The organism is Streptomyces sp. NPDC047982 (assembly GCF_043204165.1).
In the GTDB taxonomy this organism is placed as follows: domain Bacteria; phylum Actinomycetota; class Actinomycetes; order Streptomycetales; family Streptomycetaceae; genus Streptomyces.
In genome coordinates, this window is record NZ_JBIDBS010000011.1 from 199,235 (window position 1) to 219,199 (window position 19,965).

The window sequence follows — 19,965 nt, forward strand, 5'->3', positions numbered from 1 at the left end:
AACAGGGCCGGCCACCGAGCTTCAGGAACGCGAAAAGGTTTCGTGATATGTCGGACACGTCTTCTCTCCAGGGGCGGCTTCCCCTTTCGCAGGAAGGGGAAGCGGTGTGGCAGAGCAGGGGGTGAAGCCGGCACGGACGGGCCGAGAGGCCGTTGGTCCCGCTCCCTGTCCGGCGAGAGGCAGCGGGACGCGTGGGTCAGGTACCGACGACTTCGGAGACCTGGTCGCTGTCGCTCAGGGCACCGGACCAGAGACGGATGTCGCCGATCCGACCGGGCAGATAGTTGCCCCAAGCCCCGAGATATCCCTTGCCGACCGAGAACTCACCAGTGCCAACACTTGCGGTGTACGCCACGGCGTCACTCTGAAGATCGGAGGTGAGGTACAGCTGGATGGTGCCTTCCTGAGCGTTGTACACGCCGGTGAGCCGGGTCTCGGTATCCAGCACCGCGTCGTCCGTGCTTTCCACGGATGCTCCAGTGCCCTCTGCGGTCAGACGGCCGAAGTGCCACCGGCCGACGGGAACAGGCGTGGTCTTGATGTTGCCGCTCTCATCGAGCACGGGATCACCGTTCTCGTCGTACTGCGGTTCCTGGCCCGTTCCGGTCTTCTCGAACCACAAGCTCCATGACGACCCGGTGGCCGTGCGCTGGCCGAGGATCTGCGCTTTGTAGCCGTTGGGCTTCGTCAACATCTTGGCGGCGTCCACCACCGCCTGCGTGGTCACGGTGAAGGATCCCGAGTCATCGACCAGGGGGCCGGGGGCTGATCCGGCGCCCGTGGTGCCATCGAGTACCAGTTCGTCGTCGACCACTGAGGCTCCCGCAGAGAGGGTCAGGTCGCCGCTGTAGCCGGACAGGGTGTCGATCAGAGAGGTGCCTTGTGCTCCGGCCGGATTCCACGCGGCGACGAGCTCGGCCGAGGGCTTGCCGTAGGCATCGAACAGGGAGCTCTCCTCTGTCACCTGCATGTCGGTCAGCGACTCCTGCCAGACGGCTACTTCGTCGATGACACCGGGAAAGTAGTCCGTATATGTGCCCGACCAGTGCGCGCGGCCGATCTGCACGGGCCCGTTGGCGGCCCATGGAGTCGTAAAGGATGTCGTTCCCTGAAGCCGACCATTCACGTAGAGGCTGATCGTGTTGTCGACCGCATTGAAGACTCCAGCCAGATGTGTCCAGACATTCGGCACAGCCGGGTTCTTGGAGTCGACTTTCTGGTATGTCCACGTTCCGTCAGCAGGGGCGTCCGCGCTGGCCTCGCGGAAGAACCACTTCTGGGAGGCGTGGTCGTATCCCAATGTGAACGGGCTGCGGTTGACACCGTTTTGGCCCGCGATCACGGCGTTACGGGTCGGCGTGTCCATCCGGACCCACGCGGCCACTGTGTAGGAGGCACGTGTGTCGAGAACCGGGCCGGCAGTAGTCGCGTAAGCACTGCTGCCGTTCATCTTGAGTCCGTAGTCGGTGCGCTTGACCGCCGGGGACGTGTCCGTCACCGGGGTTACGGTGATCTCACCGCGACGTCCCTTGTCGGTTCGAACGGCGTCGCCGACCAGCGCGGCATTGTCCTGAAGTGCCGGGTCCGTGGTGGACGTGTCGACCGCGTCGCCGGACGCTTCGGCGAAGTCCCAGCGGCCCACGGGCCCGTCGCCCTCCTTGACGAGGAATTCGACGGCGTTGGCGGCGCCGGGACCGTAGTCGTCCTTCGCTTCCACCTGCAGGGTCATCGTGCCCGATGTCGGCGGCACCGGCGCGATCGTCGTAGTGGCTCCCGCCTTGTACGCGGACCAGCCCGAATCGAAGGTCCCGCTGGAGAGCCTGTAGCGGTATCCGGTGTTCACATCGCCCGTCGCCGGGCCAAGAGTGAACGAGCCGGGCTTGCCCGGCTTGCCGTGCGGCACGCAGTCGTTGGCCGTGCAGGGCGTGTAGGAGTCCGCGTCGACGTGGTTGAACGTGATTGTCGGGGGCTTGGGTGCCTTGCTGTCGACCTTGAAGTAGCACCATCCCGTAGTGGAGGCGTTGGAGGGGCCGGCAAGCCGGTCCGATCCGTAGTACGACCGGGTCCACGCGCGCATCCGTAGGAGTGTGTTCTCCGGCAGCGTCGGGGCCGTCGCCGTGACCTTCACGTTGTCGCCGACGTATCCCGTACTCGGCCTCTCCATCTCACTCATGGCGTTGGCCCAGGTGCCGTCAGGCTGCTTCTTGTCGACATCCATGGCGATCCGCAGCCGGGCACCGGACTCTCCTCCGGCCTCGGTCTGGGGAGTGGCGGTGAGGTCCGGGGTCGGGTCGGTGACAATCGCCGGCGCCGTCTCGACGGTCGTGCAGGACTGTCCCTTGCCGACGACCAGGCCGATATTGGTGGGCTTGGCGGGCTTGCCGACGTATTCGACGCTCAAGACGGCGTCGTCGTCGAACCGCTTCCAAGAAATGGTGTCGGATTCACTCTTCGCCATCAGCATCAACGTCAGGCGGGAGATCTTGCCCGAAGCGAAGTTCCGTACGGTCGGGGTCAGATTCTCATCCGTCTCCGCTGGATTGTCATGAAACTCGATGGGGGCACGAGGCTGTGAAGGACTGCAATTACTACCCCGGCCGGCCGATACGTTGCGATCCCCCATCTGGTCCAGCTTCGCAGGGCCCGGCCACTTCGACGACGACGAGATATTGTTCGTCCGCTCCAGGTCGACCCACCTCGCATCGCACGAGAACGACCACGTCTCGGTGACCCGGAACCTGGCATCCAGAACGTGCTTCCCCTTCAGTTTCCCAGGGTCGAACTCGAAGTACATTCGGTTGACGTAGCCGTTCCCGCAGTAGTAGGTGACTCCACCGATCACTGCGGACCCGCACTTGCCGACGCTCATTCCGTTGTCGCCACCGGAAAAGTTCCAAAAAACATCGCCATCGGAAGAGAGAACGGTGCGTTCCGACTCGCTCAACTCCACCGACGGGTCGATGTAGATCGGAAAGTCACTCGCTTGGGAGGATGACAACAAGTCCGCATCCGGCTTGACCGTCACCGATCCGTCGGCCACCTCCAAGTCCAGAACCGAAGAGGCGTCACCGTTGCCGGGACCGGCCAACGGGTCCCCCTCACCATCAGGGCCCGCTGCCACCGGGGGCTCCATGGCACCGGTCTGCTCGGAATCGGCGAGATAGAGGGAGCGCTGAGCGGCAGGCGTGCCCTCACTCGACCCCGCGGAGTTCCACATCCGCGCTGCGGGCGAACGGAATACCGGCCGCCCGTTGCCGTCCAGCGCATCGACACCTCCGCCGACACTGGGCCGTACCGTCAAGCCCCTTGCCGCTAGGCGGTACTCGATGGCGTCCAGCGCCGGATTCGCCGCAGCGTCGGGCGTCTTCACCTCCAGCACCTGACGAAAGCCCTCCACCGTCGCGGTGAGGATGAGATTCACGTCAGGCAACACGTTCTCGTAGATCGCGCGTTCGCCATCAAGGCGGGGAGTGGGCAGGTCTCCGGGCCACCCCAACGAAACCGACTCCTCGCCATCTGCGATGGTGACCAGGTCCTCACCGGCACCACCTGACGAGAACGCCAGGTCAACTACCGCGGCTTTCGGCCCAACGGATCCGTCAGGCTTCTTCGCGAGAGTCGCATCAGGCTCTGCCCAGCCACCGCCCTCTGCAGCGACACGCACCGGCACAATCGACTTCTCCAACGTGAAGGTCACCCCGTCGGGGTTCGCGAACACGGTCTCCCGCTCGGTGCGCTCCTCCACAACTTCTACACGTTCACCTGACTCGGCGGCAGCTGCCGAAGCTCTCGCCTCCGGCGAGGCCGACTTCCCCACCAGTGCGCCGATGGGCGCAGGGGCGGCGGCTGCCTGCCCGGTCAGGGCGGTAATCGAGCCTGCCACCGCAGCCGCAACGGCCAGTGCACACACACCGTTACGCGCTCCACGCCATACCCCACCAGCCACAGAACCCGCCCCCATTGCGCACATGGCTTCCACGAAGTCGGCCAAATATCAGCCCGGGAGTCGACGCGGTCAAGTGTGATCCACGACACCAAAGCAATGCATTGCTGTAGCGAAGAAGCTGCGACTTGGATCAATACTCACCAATCCCCCCACATGGTGGAGACAGGGCATAAGTTACCGAAGACCGATGAACACCAGGCGAGAGAGGTGTAATGAGCAGCCATGAGGGCACAGCCTTCATCGAACTCGCTACGTTGCACCGCGTGGCGTTCCTCAATGTGAATCATTTTTTTCCTCCACGCCGGTACCGGCTTGGCTGCTCGTGAGGCCCCATCCGGAACGTCAATCACTGCGATGCCATCTGTCAATTGACCGCTGGCGTCCCGCGTTGGGCCGAGCACAGCGGCGCAACTCTGTGTAACCGTAGATTTCAAGCCGGACGTAATTCAGCCACCCCGATCCGCATCACTCGGTTCGACGCCTTTCCGCCGCTGCGACGATGGTGCACATGTGACTGCTGTCCTGAAGGCCGGCAGCTCTGAACACTCCGCCAGAGGACTGTTATCAGCACCGGAACGCGGCTACGGGCCGATCGAGTCGATCTTCTCGACGGTGAAACTCCGGACCAAGGTCACCCGCGACGCCGGCAGCCCGGCCGCCGCCCTCGCCATGGGCGACATTCCGGGGTTGACCGCCCCGCCGGTGACCAGGACAGTGGTGCGCACTTGCGGACACCGCCGGGCCCCACCCCGTACGACCGGCTACGCCCGCACCCCCACACGTCTCGGGAGTCCTCTCGTGATCTCACGCAGAACGTTCCTGACCTACGGCGCCGCGGCCTCCGCGACGGCTCTCGCCTCTCCCCTCTGGGCCGGCGCACTCGGGTCGAGTGCCTTCGCCACGGCTCCGGCGACCTGTGAACTTGCCCTGGAGAACCGGTCGTTGCGCGGCAGGGTCAACGCCTACGTCACCGGGCACGAGCAGGGAACCGGCCGCTGGGTGCTGCTGCGGGCCGACGGGAGTGTCTACCGGCCCGACTCACCCGCCGCCCCGCAGACGCCGTTGCCCGTCGACTGCGCGATCCCGTTGAACGCGGCGGGCGGGCCGCCCGCCGTGCTGACGCTGCCGCAGATGTACGGCTCGCGCGTGTACTTCGTGCGGGACGACACGTTGGACTTCTTCCTCAACCCCGGCCCGGCCCTGGTCGAACCGGCGTTCGCGACGCCCACCGACCCCAACTACGGGCGCACCTGGTCCTTCTGCGAGTTCACATTCAACCCACAGCAGCTGTACGCGAACATCAGCTACGTCGACCTGGTCACCGCGCTGCCCATCGGCCTGACCCTGGAGGGCGATGCCACCCACACCGTGGCCCCGCTCCCGGACGGCGCGGTCGAGCGGATCGCGGACGGGCTCGCCGCCCAGGCCGCCGTCGACGGGCAGCCCTGGGACAAGCTGGTGATCCGGGACGCGGGCGGCGGGGTGCTGCGGGTGATCTCGCCGCAGAACCTCATGGCCCCGTTCTTCGACCGGCCGGACGAGATGCCGTTCCGGGACGCGTTCACGGCGTACATCGACCAGGTCTGGGAGAAGTACCGCTCCACCGACCTGCGGATCGACCTCCAGGGCGGCCGGGGCGTCCGGACCGGCCGGGTCACCGGTGACGTCCTGACGTTCGACGGCGGGCACGCCTTCACCAAACCGGTCTCCAGGGACGTCTTCACCTGCGACCACGGGCCGTTCGCCAACGACCCGGGCGCCCCGGACGACAAGAAGGCGCTGCTGGCCCGGCTCGCGGCCGGGTTCAACCGTTCCCTCATGCTCACCCACCCCGACCAGCCCAACGGCATCCCTGCGGCGGACTGCTACCAGGGCCCCGTCGCGAACCACTGGGCGCGCGTCGTCCACGCCAACAGTCCGATCGGCTACGCCTTCCCCTACGACGACGTGCGCCCCGACGGCGAACCCGACGTCTCGGGCGCCGCGAACGACGGCAATCCGCGCCGCTTCACGGTGAGCGTGGGGGCCTGAGACTCCCCGCACTTCGACCGGAGCGCCGCCGTCAGGTGCTCGTGAGGACGACGAGCTGCCGGGTCGCCCGTGTCATCGCCACATAGCGGTCCACCGCTCCTTCGATTCCCTCACCGAACGCCTCCGGGTCGACGAGGACGACCAGGTCGAACTCCAGCCCCTTCGACAGCTCCGGGGTCAGCGACCGGACGCGGGGCAGCGACCTGACGTGGGGCGTCGGCCGAAAGGCGGGATCGCCGATGACGCAGGCGATTCCGTCGGCGTGCTCCGCGAGCCAGGCGTCGAGGACGGTGTGCAGGTCCGAGACCGGTCCGTGGACGACGGGGACGCCGCCGCTGCGGATGGAGGTCGGCACGTTGGCGTCGGGGAGCGCGGCCCGGATGACCGGCTCGGCCTGCGCCATGATCTCCTTCGGTGTCCGGTAGTTGATGCTCAGGGACGCCAGGTCGATCCGGTCGAACCCGACGCGCTCCAGCCGTTCTGGCCACGACTCCGTGAACCCGTGCCTGGCCTGGGCGCGGTCCCCGACGATGGTGAAACTCCGGGACGGGCAGCGCAGCAGCAGCATCTGCCATTCGGCGTCGGTCAGTTCCTGCGCCTCGTCCACGACGACGTGCGCGAACGGACCGGCGAGCGGGTCGGGTTCGGTGCCGGACGGGACGGTCCCGTAGGCCAGGGTGTCCCGCATGTCCTGGCCGTGCAGCATCGTCACCGCGCCCTCGCCGTCGTCGTCGGCCTGGAGGATGGTGTCGATCACCCTGGCCATGTGCTCGCGCTCGGCGGCGAGAGCGGCTTTGTGCCGTTGCCCCCGCCGCGACGCCTCCGGGTCGCCGAGCCGCTGCCGTGCCGCGTCCAGGAACGGCAGGTCGGACGCCGTCCAGGCCCGCGCGTCCGCGCGCTGCAACAGCCGGACCTCGTCCGGGGCGAGCCAGGGGGCGCACATCCTCAGGTAGGCGGGTACGGACCACAGATCCGCGACGAGGTCGGCCGCTTCGAGTAGCGGCCACGCGCGGTCGAAGGCCGTGAGCAGTTCCCTGTTCCGCAGCAGCGACGTGCGGAGCAGTTGCTCCGGTGTGTCGCCCTCGTGCTTGTCCAGCAGGATCGTGAGCAGTTCCTCCCAGACCTGGTCGCGCGCCTCGTTGTGCGGAGTACCGGGTTCGGCCGCTTCGAACGCCGCTGCCCAGTCGACGGCGGTCAGGGGGATGTCGGACCAGTGGGTGGTGACCGTCATCGTCTCGGTGGGCGGCTCCTCGTAGAACCGGACGGCCGCCTCGATCGCCTTCACCAGGTCCGCGGACGACTTCAGGCGGGCCACCTCCGGGTCGGTCTCGGTCCCTGCCTCGGCTCCCTCGGCGACGAGGTCCCGCAGGGTGCAGGTCCGTACGCCCTCCTCCCCGAGGCTGGGCAGGACGTCGGAGACGTAGCCCAGGTAGGGCTGGTGCGGGCCGACGAACAGCACCCCGCCCCGGCGGTGACCGAGGCGCGGGTCGGAGTGGAGGAGGTAGGCGGAGCGGTGCAGGGCGACGACGGTCTTCCCCGTCCCCGGACCACCGTCGACGACGAGGGCGCCGCGCGATCCCGCCCGGATGATGGCGTCCTGGTCGGCCTGGATGGTGCCCAGCACGTCCCGCATCCGCGCCGACCGGTTGCCGCCCAGACTCGCGATGAACGCGGACTGGTCGTCGAGCGCGGCGTTCCCCGCGGACCCGTCCGACGTGAACACCTCGTCCCAGTAGTCGCTGATCCGGCCGCCGGTCCAGCGGTACCGGCGGCGGCTCGCCAGTCCCATCGGGTTGCCATGGGTGGCTCCGAAGAACGGCTCGGCCGCCGGGGAACGCCAGTCGACCAGCAGCCTGCGCCCCGAGTCGTCCGTCAGGCCGAGCCGTCCGACGTACACGGGTTCGGCGCCGTCCGCGCCGACCATGCGGCCGAGGCACAGGTCCAGGCCGAAGCGGCGCAGCGTGCGCAGGCGGGCGGTCAGTCGGTGGATCTCCGCGTCGCGGTCCATCGCCTGCCGCCCCAGACCGCCGGGCGCCCTGCGTTCGGCGTCGAGGCGTGCGGACAGCTCGGCGATCAGTTCGTCCAGGCACTGCGCGATGGTCGCGAAGTGCCGCTCGTCGCCGGAGATCAGCGCCGGGTCGGCCTTGGGGGCGAGGCGGTCGGGAAGGTCGAAAGCGCTGGTGGTCAGGGGCTTCATTTCATCAACTCCGTTGTGCGGCGGCTCGGACCGTTTGCGGCCGTGACTCCGGCGTACGGCCGCTCGCGGCTGTGGCGCGCGGGGTCAGGGCGGTCCCGAGCGCGGCGGACAGGGACTCGGTGGTCGGGGCTGGACCGTCGTGTACCGCGCCGATGCCCAGCTCGGCCACCCGGCCGGCGACGTACGGCTGGTCGGCTCCCTGCGGTACGACGACCGGGGGCGCACCGGCCCAGGTGGCCGTGGTCGTGGTGCCCGCGCCGCACCTCCGCGCCCCGTTCCCGCAGCCGCACCGTCAGTCCCAGCAGCGGCTCGACGCCCCCGCGCGAGTCGAAGGCCGACAACAACACACGCACCCGCATTCCGTGCTCCCATTTCCGCAGAACCCGACCCAGGGCGGAGATTGTGCGGCACGTTGGGGGCCTTGCCGCAAGGCCCCCAGTGCGCTATACGTTGAGAGTGGCAAGGAGCGGGTGCTTCCCCTTGGCCACCCTCGTGCGAACCTCGACCGCCCTGCCGGTCCAGTGGTTCCGCGCCAACTCCCCTCACACACCGAAGCGTTCGATCAACGTCCTGAGCGTTTCGAAGGCGGGTTTCGGGGCGTAGTCGTCGGTGGCGACCGAAGCGGTGGAACAACCCCGGATTCCCACTGTCGGCGTCGCGCAGTCCGGACCTTCGGATTCCCGAACGCCGAGTGCTCGGATCTCCGCCCCTCGACAAAAGGATGTCGACCCCCGGCATGGAGCCGCTGGGGGCCGACGTCACGCGCGCTGTGCGCGTGTGGTGTGCTGCGCTGCCGTACGGTCAGCAGCCGCCGCAGTTGTAGTACGTGACGTCCCAGTGGTTGCCCTCGTCGGCGTAGATGTTGCCGGAGCCCGCCTTGTACTGCGGGGCTCCGTCACCGCGCACCCCTATGTAGGTGAAGGTGTTCTTGACGTAGTTCGTCAGGCAGGTCGACTTGGCGAAGTCGAGCTTGTAGCCGTTCCAGTGCGAGTACGTGCCGCCGGCGTGCCCGGTCTCGGTGCCGCCGGTGATGTTCAGCGCGCAGCCCGTGGCGCTCTTGAGGGTCTGGGCGCCCTGGGCGGTGGCCAGGTTGAGCTGGTCGAACGAGGTGCAGGTGGAGACGTTGCGGTTGGAGCAGCCGCCGGAGGACGACCACGTGATCCCGGAGGAGCTGAATCGGGCGGTGGCCTGGGAGTGGGTGAGCTTGGTGACGGCGTGCGCCTGGGTGGCACCGCCGCCGAGGACACCGATGCCGGGTGCGAAGAGGACGCCCAGGACGAGGGCGAAGGCGGTCAGGACGGGGCGCAGTGTCATACGGGACACCATGGGGGACTCCTCCTGGTCATGACAAAACAAGGGGCAGGGAGATGGTGCCCGACTTCTACGCGCGTCGCCAGGGGGCGGCAGGAGCGGGCCGGCCGGATCACCGCGTCCGATCCGGCACTCACACCAAGACGCATGTTGAAGCTTGAACAAGATAGCGGTACAGTCATCCTCGTTGAAGGTTAAACAACACCTCGCCGCTCGCTCACGTCCCCGAGGAGAAGTCATGGCCATGTTCAGCCGCAAGAAGAACGACACCCCGTCCGCCGCCACCGCCCCCGACGTGGACCCGGCCCTGGCCGCCCTGACCGGCGAGTACACGATCGACCCGACCCACAGCAGCATCGGCTTCACCGTGCGGCACGCCATGGTCACCAACGTGCGCGGCACCTTCGGCGCGTACGAGGGCAAGCTGGACCTCAACGGTCACCACCCCGCGCACTCCTCCGCCGCGATCGACGTCAAGATCGCCAGCATCGACACCGGCATCGCCGACCGCGACGGCCACCTGGTGAGCGGCGACTTCTTCGACGTCGAGACGTTCCCGCTCATGACGTTCCGCTCCACGCACGCCGAGCATCTGGGCGGCGACACGTACCGCATCACCGGCGACCTCACGATCAAGGACGTCACGCGTCCGCTCGCCATCGACCTGCAGTTCAACGGCTCCGCCATCGATGTCTACGGCAACGAGCGCGTCGGTTTCGAGGGCAGCGCCGACATCCTGCGCTCCGACTGGGGCCTGACCTGGAACGCGGCGCTGGAGACCGGTGGCGTGATGGTCAGCGACAAGGTCAAGCTCACCTTCGACATCTCCGCGATCAAGAACGCCCCCCAGGGCTGACGCCCGGTCACACGCGTCCCGGCCCGTCACCGGCATCCCGCCGACCGCCGCCCCCGTCGCTCCCACTGCTCCCGCCGGTACCTTCGTGCTCGGCCCCGATGTCGGTGGCGGTGTCGGTGCCGTCCCCGGGCCGTTCCCCCGCCGACTGCCCGGCCTGCTCCCCGACCGTCTGCTCCGACCAGATCACCTTGCCCGTCTCGGTGTAGCGCGTGCCCCAGCGTTCGGCGATCTGGGCGACGAGGAACAGGCCACGGCCGCCCTCGTCGGTCGTCGCCGCGTAACGCAGGTGCGGTGAGGTGTTGCTGGTGTCGGACACCTCACAGATCAGGCTGCGGTCGTGCAACAGCCGCACCTCGATCGGTCCGGTGCCGTAGCGCACGGCGTTGGTGACGAGTTCGCTCAGGATCAGTTCGGTGGTGAACGCCTCCTCGTCCAGGCCCCGGTCGGCGAGCCATTCGGCGACGTTCCTGCGGACTCCGGCCACGGCCGCCGGATCGGTGGCCACGTCCCACTGCGCGACCTGGTCGGGATCGAGGACGCGGGTGCGGGCCACGAGCAGCACGACATCGTCGGTCGGCGGGTCGGGCAGCATCGCCTCGAGCACGTCGTCGCAGGTCTCCCCCGGTGTGCGGTCGCGGCCGACGAGCGTGTCGCGCAGCAGCTCCAGCCCGGCGTCGATGTCCCGGCCGCGGTGCTCGACGAGACCGTCGGTGAAGAAGACCAGCCGGCTGCCCTCCGGCACATGGAACTCGGTCGCCTCGAACGGCATCCCGCCGATGCCGAGGGGCAGACCCGCCGGGCCCTGGGGGAACTCGACGGTGCCGTCGGGAAGGACCAGCGCGGGACCGGGGTGCCCGGCTCGGGCCACCGAGCAGTTCCCCGACACGGCGTCGTAGATCGCGTACAGGCAGGTCGCGCCGCTGATCTCGGCACCGCGGTCGTCGGCCGCCTCGACCAGGTCGATCCGGCTGACGACCTCGTCCAGGTGTCCGAGGAGTTCGTCGGGGGCCAGGTCCAGGGCGGAGAAGTTGTGGATGCTGGTCCGCAGCCGCCCCATGGTGGCGGCGGCGTGCAGACCGTGTCCGACCACGTCGCCCACGATCAGCGCGACCCGGGAACCGGGCAGCGGGATCACGTCGAACCAGTCGCCGCCCACCTCGGCCCGCGCCGGCAGATAGCGGTGGGCGATCTCCAGGGCGTTCTGCTCGGGCAGGCCGCGCGGCAGCAGGCTGCGCTGCAGCGCCACCGCCATCTCGTGTTCACGGGTGTACCGACGGGCGTTGTCCACGTTGACCGCCGCCCGGGCGACCAGTTCCTCGGCGAAGGACTGGTCGTCGTCGTCGAACGGTTCGGAGTCGCTGAACCGCCAGAAGTTCGCCAGGCCCAGGATGACGCCGCGCGCGTGCAGCGGCACGGAGAGGACCGCCCGGAACCCGAACCGACGAAGGTTCTCGGCCCGTTCGGGATTCCAGTTCCGCCACCCCAGCCGGGAGATCACCTCGGGCCCCAGCCCGGATTCCGCGATGTCCACCCGCACGGCCGCGGTCCTGCTGGGGAGCAGGCCGACCAGGTGGCCTACCGGGTACAGGGGCTGGCTCGGGTCCGTGGAAGCGATGGCGGTACGGCGCATGTCCAGCGGGACGACGGCACCGACGGTGGGCCCCTCCCCGGGCGGTGTGGGGTCGGCGAGGTCGACGGTGGTGACGTCGGCGAATCCGGGGGTCGCGACATCGGCCAGCTCCTGGGCCGTCCGGGCCACGTCGAGAGTGGTGCCGATCCGGGTGCCGGCCTCGTAGAGGAGCATCAGCCGTTCCCTGACGAGGGCCGCGCGGCCGGTGACAGCGCTCAGTTCGGTGGTGTCGCGCAGTGTCACCACCGAGCCGGAGAGGCCACCGTCCTCGTCGGTGTGCCGCACGTTGACGGCCAGCAGTCGGTTGCCGCTGCGCAGCACCTGGTCCGTGACGACCTCGCCGCCGATGAGGAGCGCGGTGGCGTCCGGGTCCAGCCCCAGGTCCGTCACTGCTCTGCCCTCCGCGTCCGCAGGCAGGTCGAGGAGCCTGCGCGCCTCGTCGTTCGCCAGGGTGAGCCGCTGGTCGGGGTCGACGATGAGGACACCCTCGCGTACGGCGTGCAGCACCGCGTCGTGGTGTTCGTACATACGGGTCATCTCGGCGGGTTCGAGCCCGTGCGTCTGCCGGCGCAGTCGTCTGCTGAGGAGAGCCGCGCCGATCGTGGTGAGTGCGGCGGCCACCACCGCCGCGGCGGCGCTGAGCGAGAGGGACCGGTCGGCCACGCTGTTCACCGACTTGTCGGTGAGTCCGACGGACACCAGGCCGGCGACCGAGCCGTCCGCGCGGGTGACGGGTACCACCGAGTTGACCGAGGGCCCCTCGCTGCCGCTGAACGTCCGGGTGAAGCCCGGCCCGGTCAACGCCTCCTCGTACGGGCCGATGAGGTGCTTGCCGATCAGCGCGGGATCGGGATGGGTGTAGCGGATGCCCTGGGGGCTTGCCACGACGACGTTGTCGACGTGCGCCTTCTTGCGGACCTCCTCCGCGCGCGGCTGCAGGAGCGCCGTGGGGTTCCTGCTGTCCAGCGCCGCCGCTGTGCCCGGCGAGGAGGCGAACGTCTGGGCCACGCTCAGGGTGCGCATCCGGGCCTCTTGCAGGCTGCCCTGGCGGCCCTGCACCACCAGTGCGACCGCGCCGCCGACGACGAGCAGGAGCACGAGCGCGAGCACGAGGCAGAAGACCTGACCGGCGACCGTGCGCACGCTGAACAGGGAGCGCAGCTCACTGGCCGGGGAGCGATGCGTCATGGCCCGGCCGGGTGGCGCGGGAACTCGGTCCGAACGCCTCTCCTCGTACCGAGGTGGTCGCCGGACGAGGCGTCCCAGTCTCGCCCGGAGTCGCCCGATACCCGACATGGATTCACGCATCGCACCTGCCTGAGAGATCAACGGTCGGCGGCTCAGAATCCGCCGCCATCGAAGCCGCCACCCCCTCCGAAGTCGCCGCCGCCCCCGAAATCTCCGCCGTCGAAGCCGGACGGGTCGAAGTCGGAGCCGGAGAAGTCCCCGCCGTCCCAGCCGCCGCCGGGGCCGAAGTCACCGCCGCCGTACTCCGCGGCGTACGCCGGGCTCGACAGCATGGAGCCGAGCATGGTGCCGACCAGCAGACCGGGGAGCAGTCCGCCGCCGAAGTAGCCGCCCGCCCAGGGGCCGTAGGCGGGGCCCGCCTCCCAGTACGGGCGGCGGCGGCCGTCGTCCGTCTCGACCGTGCGGCTCAGCGGCTCCTCGCCCTCGCGCAGCCGGACCCCGTCCGCCGCGCAGACCGGGACCTCGCGGGCCGTGCCCCCGGAGGGGGACCACCGGACATCGGTGACCGAGGGGCCGTGGCGCGGGTCGAAGAAGCACGGCGGGCGCCGCGCGGGCGGTTCGCGGCCGGTGCGGCGGGCCTCCAGCACGGCGAGGGAGAAGCGGCCGTCCTCCAGCGCGCGCGTCACCGCGCGCACGTCGGAGGGGTGGCGAGCGCGGGCCATGCGGACCTTCGCGGTCTCGTAGGAGTCGAGGGCCCGTTCGTAGTCGGCGCGCATGGCGTCGTCGGCGCCGGGCTCGGCCGGGCGGAAGTCGAGACGCTCCAGGGTTTCGCCGTACGCGGTGATGTCCTCGTCGACGACCACCCGGAGCTTGTCGAGGGCGGCCCGCTCCTCCTCCGCGCGGCGCCCGCGGGTGCGCCGGGCGATCACGTAGGCCATGCCGCCGCCCAGGACCAGGACCGCGCCGAGCACGATCAGTCCGGCGGCGGGCGAGGCGACGCCGCTCGCGGTGGAGCCGCCCCAGGAGGCGGGGGCGGTGCCCCGGGCCTGTTCGACGGCCCGGTCGACGAAGGCGTTCAGCTGGGTCGCGGCGTCGGTGTCCGTCCCGGGAGTCTTCACGGCTGCGGTGAGGTTGTGGACCGCCCGGCTGGACATGACCTGCGGATCGGCGCCCGCGGCGAACCCGTCGCCGAGCCGGACCGCGTAGACGCCGGTGATGCCGGTGTCGGTGCGCAGGGTGGGCAGCAGGGTCCGTTCCGGGAACGCCGCGGTGCGTGGCAGGACCGCCACGAACACGGGTTTGTCGGCGTCCTTGATCTTCCGCGCCAGGGCCGCCGCCCGACTCGGGGAGAGCTGGTCGGCGGCGGCCGGGTCGACGTACACCGGGCTCTTGCGCAGCGCTCGCGCGACGTCCTCGACGGTCGACGCACCGACGGCCGCGGGCGCCCCGGCGATCCTCGTGCCCCCTGAGTCCCCGGGGCCCGGGACCGGTGCCCGGGGGCCCAGGCCCGGGGCACCCGGGACTGCCGGGCCATGCGCCGTGGCGGGCGGGGCGGCCCGGACGACGGGGGCGGTCGTGGCGGCGGGGATGGCCGTGGCGGCAGGCGGGACGGCCCGGGCGTGCGCCGGCGCGGGCAGGGCCGACGACAGCATCAGCAGGAGCAACCCCGCCAGCCAGATCAGGAACGTCCTGTTCCGCATACTTCGACGCTAACCCGGACGGGCGAACCGTGCTCCGCCGCACGCCGCCCCGCGCCGGGCCGCCCCGCCGGGGCGGCCCCTTCGACCCGTGCTACTCCGTGGGCTCGATACCGGCCCGCAGCAGCCCGTACGTGTACGCGTCCTCCAGCGCCTGCCAGGACGCCGCGATGACGTTCTCCGCCACGCCGACCGTCGACCACTCGCCGCTGCCGTCGCTGGTGGTGATGAGGACGCGCGTGGTGGACTCCGTGCCGGTGCGGCCTTCGAGGATGCGGACCTTGTAGTCGACCAGTTCCAGCTTGGCGAGCTGCGGGTGGATCCGCTCCAGCGCCACGCGCAGCGCCCGGTCGAGGGCGTTGACCGGGCCGTTGCCCTCGGCGGTGGCGACGATCCGCTCGCCCTTGGCCCAGAGCTTCACGGTCGCCTCGTTGGCGTGCGTGCCGTCGGGGCGGTTCTCGACGATGGCGCGCCAGGACTCGGTGCGGAAGTAGCCGCGGCGGCGGCCCTCGGCCTCGGCGCGCAGCAGCAGTTCGAAGGAGGCGTCGGCCGCTTCGTACGTGTAGCCCCTGAGCTCGCGCTCCTTGACGCGCTCGACGACCCGGCCGACGAGTTCGCGGTCGCCGCCGAGGTCGATGCCGAGCTCCTTGCCCTTGAGCTCGATGGAGGCGCGGCCCGCCATGTCGGAGACCAGCATCCGCATGGTGTTGCCGACCAGCGCGGGGTCAATGTGCTGGTAGAGGTCCGGGTCGACCTTGATGGCGGAGGCGTGCAGACCGGCCTTGTGGGCGAAGGCGGAGACACCGACGTAGGGCTGGTGGGTGGACGGGGCCAGGTTGACGACCTCGGCGATCGCGTGCGAGACACGGGTCATGTCGGCGAGCGCGCCCTCGGGCAGCACGGTCTTGCCGTACTTGAGTTCCAGCGCGGCGACGACGGGGAAGAGGTTGGCGTTGCCGACGCGCTCGCCGTAGCCGTTGGCGGTGCACTGGACGTGGGTGGCGCCCGCGTCGACGGCGGCCAGGGTGTTGGCGACGGCGCAGCCCGTGTCGTCCTGGGCGTGGATGCCGAGCCGGGCGCCGGTGTCGGCGAGCACGGTGGAGACGACGGCCTGGACCTGGGCGGGAAGCATGCCGCCGTTGGTGTCGCAGAGGATGACGACGTCCGCACCGGCCTCGGCGGCGGCGCGGACCACCGACTTGGCGTACTCGGGGTCGGCGCGGTAGCCGTCGAAGAAGTGCTCGCAGTCCACGAAGACCCGGCGGCCCTGCGCGCGCAGGTGGGAGACGGTGTCGCGGACCATCTCCAGGTTCTCTTCGAGGGTGGTGCGCAGGGCGAGTTCCACATGGCGGTCGTGGGACTTGGCGACCAGGGTGATCACCTGGGCGCCGGAGTCCAGCAGCGCCTTGACCTGGGGGTCCTCCGCGGCCTTGCCGCCCGGCCTGCGGGTCGCGCCGAAGGCGACCAGCTGGGCGTTCTTGAACTCGATCTCCTGCCGGGCGCGGGCGAAGAACTCGGTGTCACGGGGGTTGGCGCCGGGCCAGCCGCCCTCGATGAAACCCACGCCGAAGTCGTCCAGGTACCGGGCGATCGTGAGCTTGTCCGCGACCGTCAGGTTGATGCCTTCACGCTGGGCCCCGTCGCGCAGCGTGGTGTCGAAGACATGGAAGCCGTCGTCGGCGGCCTTGGCCGTGGGCTTGGTGGTCATGCTGGTCTGACTCCTGTCGGATGAGTGGATCCGGACGATCTGGCTCCACTTGCCCCCATCATCCCGCGCGCCTCGCCCCGGCCTTGGTAAGGGCCGGAAAACGAAAAAACCCCTCGCGGGTGCGAGAGGTCTGCGCGCGGGTCTGGGGCACGGTGGCCGTGCCGCACGGGTGGTGCGGGACGGTCACTGCGGACCGGCGCGCCTGTTGCCAATAATCATGACGAACGAGGGCACGAAAGCAGTGTCGCACAGGGCCGCCTCCGTGCCGTGAGGTGTCTCAGGATGCGGGCGTGACGCTCGTGGTCCCGGAGGGCTCCGCCCGTTCCCGCTCGGACCTTCCGGCGCCGACCCGCCCCAGGTCGATGTCCCGGGTCTCCCGCATCGTGAGATAGACGACCAGGGAGATGGCCGCGCAGCCGGCCACGTACCAGTAGAAGCCGGACTCCGCCCCCGCCTTCTTGAACCAGAGGGCCACGTATTCGGCGGTGCCGCCGAAGAGCGCGTTGGCGAGGGCGTACGGGAGCGCCACGCCGAGGGCGCGGACCCCGGTCGGGAAGAGTTCGGCCTTCACACAGGCATTGATGGAGGTGTAGCCGGTGACGACGACCAGGGCGAGGAGAGCCAGGCCGAAGGCGGGCCAGAAGGTTCCGGCGTTCCGGAGCAGCGTCATGATCGGCACGGTCAGGAAGGTGGAGCCGATCGCGAAGGCGATCAGCAGCGGACGGCGGCCGATCCGGTCGGAGAGCAGTCCGGCGAGCGGCTGGAGGCACATGAAGACGAAGAGGGCGCAGAAGCTGACGAGCGAGGCGGTGGACTTCTCCATCCCCGCGCTCCTGGAGAGGAACTTGGTCAGGTAGGTCGTGTACGTGTAGTACGCGACGGTGCCGCCCATGGTCAGGGCCATCACCAGGAATGCCTCGCGCCTGTGCCGCCACAGCGCCTTCAGGGTGCCCCGGTCCTTCTGCTCGGCGGCGCCCGACTCCGCGTACACCTCGGTCTCCAGCATCGAGCGGCGCAGGTAGAAGACGACCGCGGCGCCGAGCGCGCCGATGATGAACGGGATGCGCCAGCCCCAGCTGTGCAGGGCGGCCTCGGACATGGTGCGCTGCATGACGATCTGGAGGCCGAGGCCGACGAGTTGCCCGGCGGTCATGGACACGTACTGGAAGCTGGAGGCGAAGCCGCGCCGGCCGGGGGCGGACGCCTCGGTGAGGTAGGTGGCGCTGGCCGCGTACTCGCCGCCCACGGAGAGGCCCTGGAGGAGCCGGGCCAGCAGCAGCACGGCGACCCCGCCGTATCCCGCGGTGTCGTACGTCGGTGCGGCGGCGATGAGGATCGCGGAGGCCGACATGAGGGTGACGGTCAGGGTGAGCGCGGCCTTGCGGCCCCTGCGGTCACCGATCCGGCCGAGCAGCCAGCCGCCGACCGGTCTCATGAAGAAGCCCACGGCGAAGATGCCCATGGTGTTCATGAGGTTGGCGGTCTCGTTGCCCTCGGGGAAGAACGAATCCGCGAAGTAGACGGCGAAGGTCGCGTACACGAACCAGTCGAACCACTCGACCATGTTGCCGGCGGATCCGACCCAGATCTTCTTCCACTGCTCTCGTCCCATGGTCCGCCACCGTGCCCGAACGGCCGGGAGCGCAACAAGGGCGCAACAGGCAACGATCACACGTACTTACGTACGTTTCGTTCACGAAGGAGCCTGTGACTGCGGGATAATGAGCGATTCTTCGATGAACTCACGTACGTATTCGACGACGTGGGGTCGCGCCACGCCGGGCAGACCGACCGCGACATGGACGCTGAAACCGTCGAGCAGGGCACGCGTCCGGGTGGCGAACCGTTCGGCGTCGACGGTACGGAACTCCCCTCGGGAGGCGCCCTCCGCGAGCAGCGCCACCAAGTCGCGGTGCCAGGCGTCCTCGATCGCGGACTGCCGGGCGCGGGCGTCGTCGTCGGCGGTCTGCGAGCGGTTCCAGACCTCCAGCCAGAGCGTCCAGTGCGGGTCGCGGGGGCCGTCGGGGAGGTACAGGCCGATGTACGCGTCGAGCCGTTCGCGTACCGTCCCGGGCCCGGCCAGCAGGGTGCGCCGCCGCGCGCCGAGCCGGCCCTCGCTCCACTCCAGGGTGCGGAGCAGCAGTTCGTCCTTGGTACGGAAGTAGTAGAGGAGGTGGCCGCTGCTCATGCCGACCTCACGGCCCAGCCCGGCCATGGTGAGGCCGTCGAGGCCCCGTTCGGCGATGGTGGCCATGGCGGCGGCCAGGACCTCCTCGCGGGGCGGGGCGGTGTTGCGACGGCGTGGAGCGGAGGGCACGGTTCGGACCTTCGGCTGCTGGTGTCGGGTGGCCTCGGTCCGCCGGACCTTCGGCCGCTGCTGGACGGTTCAGACCTTCGGCTGCTGCTGGGTGATGCAGTGGATGCCTCCGCCGCCCGCGAAAATCGTACGCGCGTCGACGAGGGTGAGGGTGCGGTCGGGGAACAGGTCGCGGAAGATCGCCGCCGCCTCCTCGTCACGCGGGTCGTCGAAGGCGCAGAGGACCACGCCGCCGTTGCAGAGGTAGTGGTTGATGTAGGAGTAGTCGACCCACTCCCCGTCGGCCTTCAGCACGGTGGGCGCGGCGACCTCCACGACGTCCAGGGCACGGCCCCGGGCGTCGGTGGCGGCCCGCAGGAGGCGGACGGTCTCGCGGGTGATCTCGTGGTCGGGGTGGGCCGGGTCCGGCTGGACGTGGACGACGACGGTGCCGGGGCGGGCGAAGGCGGCGACGATGTCGACGTGGCCGAGGGTGCCGTAGGTGCCGTAGTCGCCGGACAGTCCGCGCGGCAGCCAGATGGCCTTCTCGGTGCCGAGCCGGGCGTGGATCTCGGCCTCGACCTGCTCGCGGGTCCAGCCGGGGTTGCGCTCCGGGCCGAGCTGGACGGTCTCGGTGAGCAGGACGGTGCCCTCGCCGTCGACGTGGAGGGCGCCGCCCTCGTTGACGAGCGGGGAGCCGTGCACGGGGACGTCGGCGAGTCCGGCGACGGCGCGGGCGATGTGCTGATCGTGTTCCCAGCGGGCCCAGCCCTGGGCGCCCCAGCCGTTGAACGTCCAGTCGACGGCGGCCAGCCGACGTCCGTCGGTGACGAAGGTGGGGCCGATGTCGCGCATCCAGGCGTCGTCGAGCGGGCGGACCACCAGGTCGATGTCCGGGCCCAGGAGCGCGCGGGCGCTGCCCTCCTGGCCGGGGCCGACGACCATGGTGACGGGTTCGAAGCGGCGGACGGCGTGGGCGACGGCGGCCCAGGCTCTGCGGGCCTCGTCCAGTTCGGCGTCGGTGTCGAAGGTCGGGTTGGGGCCCGGCCAGGCCATCCAGGTGCGTTCGTGCGGGGCCCACTCGGGCGGCATACGGAAGGTCACT

At 69.8% G+C, this 19,965-nt stretch carries 12 protein-coding genes and 1 pseudogene; 2 read left to right on the plus strand and 11 right to left on the minus strand.

Annotated elements, in window-relative coordinates; genetic code table 11:
• Positions 1–196: 196 nt before the first annotated feature.
• Positions 197–3,745, minus strand: a complete 3,549-nt coding sequence (locus tag ACGF2V_RS16460) for a LamG domain-containing protein (RefSeq protein ID WP_362707919.1) — start codon at positions 3,743–3,745, stop codon at positions 197–199.
• A 782-nt stretch (positions 3,746–4,527) separates the two neighbouring features.
• The gene (locus ACGF2V_RS16465; RefSeq protein ID WP_362707917.1) at positions 4,528–4,671 is read right to left on the minus strand and encodes a hypothetical protein; all 144 of its coding nucleotides are present in this window, start codon (positions 4,669–4,671) and stop codon (positions 4,528–4,530) included.
• Positions 4,672–4,744: 73 nt separating this feature from the next.
• Between ACGF2V_RS16465 and ACGF2V_RS16470 the strand changes: the two genes are divergently transcribed.
• Positions 4,745–5,977 carry a glycoside hydrolase family 64 protein gene (locus tag ACGF2V_RS16470; protein ID WP_362707915.1) on the plus strand — a complete coding sequence of 411 codons (1,233 nt, stop codon included), beginning with the start codon at positions 4,745–4,747 and terminating at the stop codon, positions 5,975–5,977.
• Positions 5,978–6,008: 31 nt separating this feature from the next.
• Here the strand turns inward: ACGF2V_RS16470 and helR are convergent, their stop codons facing one another.
• From helR to ACGF2V_RS16485, 3 genes and pseudogenes are all read right to left on the minus strand, one after another.
• Positions 6,009–8,174 carry an RNA polymerase recycling motor ATPase HelR gene (helR, locus tag ACGF2V_RS16475; RefSeq protein WP_362707913.1) on the minus strand — a complete coding sequence of 722 codons (2,166 nt, stop codon included), beginning with the start codon at positions 8,172–8,174 and terminating at the stop codon, positions 6,009–6,011.
• 4 nt (positions 8,175–8,178) lie between these two features.
• Positions 8,179–8,433 (minus strand): annotated as a pseudogene (locus tag ACGF2V_RS16480) (nucleotide disphospho-sugar-binding domain-containing protein); the annotation flags it as partial.
• A 542-nt stretch (positions 8,434–8,975) separates the two neighbouring features.
• Positions 8,976–9,500, minus strand: coding sequence for a hypothetical protein (locus tag ACGF2V_RS16485; RefSeq protein ID WP_362707910.1), 525 nt, complete (start codon positions 9,498–9,500; stop codon positions 8,976–8,978).
• Positions 9,501–9,723: 223 nt separating this feature from the next.
• Between ACGF2V_RS16485 and ACGF2V_RS16490 the strand changes: the two genes are divergently transcribed.
• Positions 9,724–10,341, plus strand: a complete 618-nt coding sequence (locus ACGF2V_RS16490; protein WP_362707908.1) for a YceI family protein — start codon at positions 9,724–9,726, stop codon at positions 10,339–10,341.
• Positions 10,342–10,348: 7 nt separating this feature from the next.
• Here the strand turns inward: ACGF2V_RS16490 and ACGF2V_RS16495 are convergent, their stop codons facing one another.
• The 6 genes from ACGF2V_RS16495 to ACGF2V_RS16520 all read right to left on the minus strand — a co-directional run bounded on the left by ACGF2V_RS16495 (position 10,349) and on the right by ACGF2V_RS16520 (position 19,952).
• The gene (locus tag ACGF2V_RS16495; RefSeq protein WP_362707906.1) at positions 10,349–13,159 is read right to left on the minus strand and encodes a SpoIIE family protein phosphatase; all 2,811 of its coding nucleotides are present in this window, start codon (positions 13,157–13,159) and stop codon (positions 10,349–10,351) included.
• A gap of 152 nt (positions 13,160–13,311) precedes the next feature.
• Positions 13,312–14,859, minus strand: coding sequence for a hypothetical protein (locus ACGF2V_RS16500; RefSeq protein WP_362707904.1), 1,548 nt, complete (start codon positions 14,857–14,859; stop codon positions 13,312–13,314).
• A 91-nt stretch (positions 14,860–14,950) separates the two neighbouring features.
• Positions 14,951–16,564 carry a citramalate synthase gene (cimA, locus tag ACGF2V_RS16505; RefSeq protein ID WP_362707902.1) on the minus strand — a complete coding sequence of 538 codons (1,614 nt, stop codon included), beginning with the start codon at positions 16,562–16,564 and terminating at the stop codon, positions 14,951–14,953.
• Positions 16,565–16,841: 277 nt separating this feature from the next.
• Positions 16,842–18,176, minus strand: coding sequence for an MFS transporter (locus ACGF2V_RS16510; RefSeq protein WP_362618897.1), 1,335 nt, complete (start codon positions 18,174–18,176; stop codon positions 16,842–16,844).
• An 81-nt stretch (positions 18,177–18,257) separates the two neighbouring features.
• Positions 18,258–18,881: a TetR/AcrR family transcriptional regulator gene (locus ACGF2V_RS16515; RefSeq protein ID WP_362707898.1), complete on the minus strand. Its 624-nt coding sequence runs from the start codon at positions 18,879–18,881 to the stop codon at positions 18,258–18,260.
• Between the two features lie 69 nt (positions 18,882–18,950).
• Positions 18,951–19,952 (minus strand): agmatine deiminase family protein, encoded by a 1,002-nt coding sequence (locus ACGF2V_RS16520; protein WP_362618970.1) that lies wholly within the window; start codon positions 19,950–19,952, stop codon positions 18,951–18,953.
• Positions 19,953–19,965: the final 13 nt, after the last annotated feature.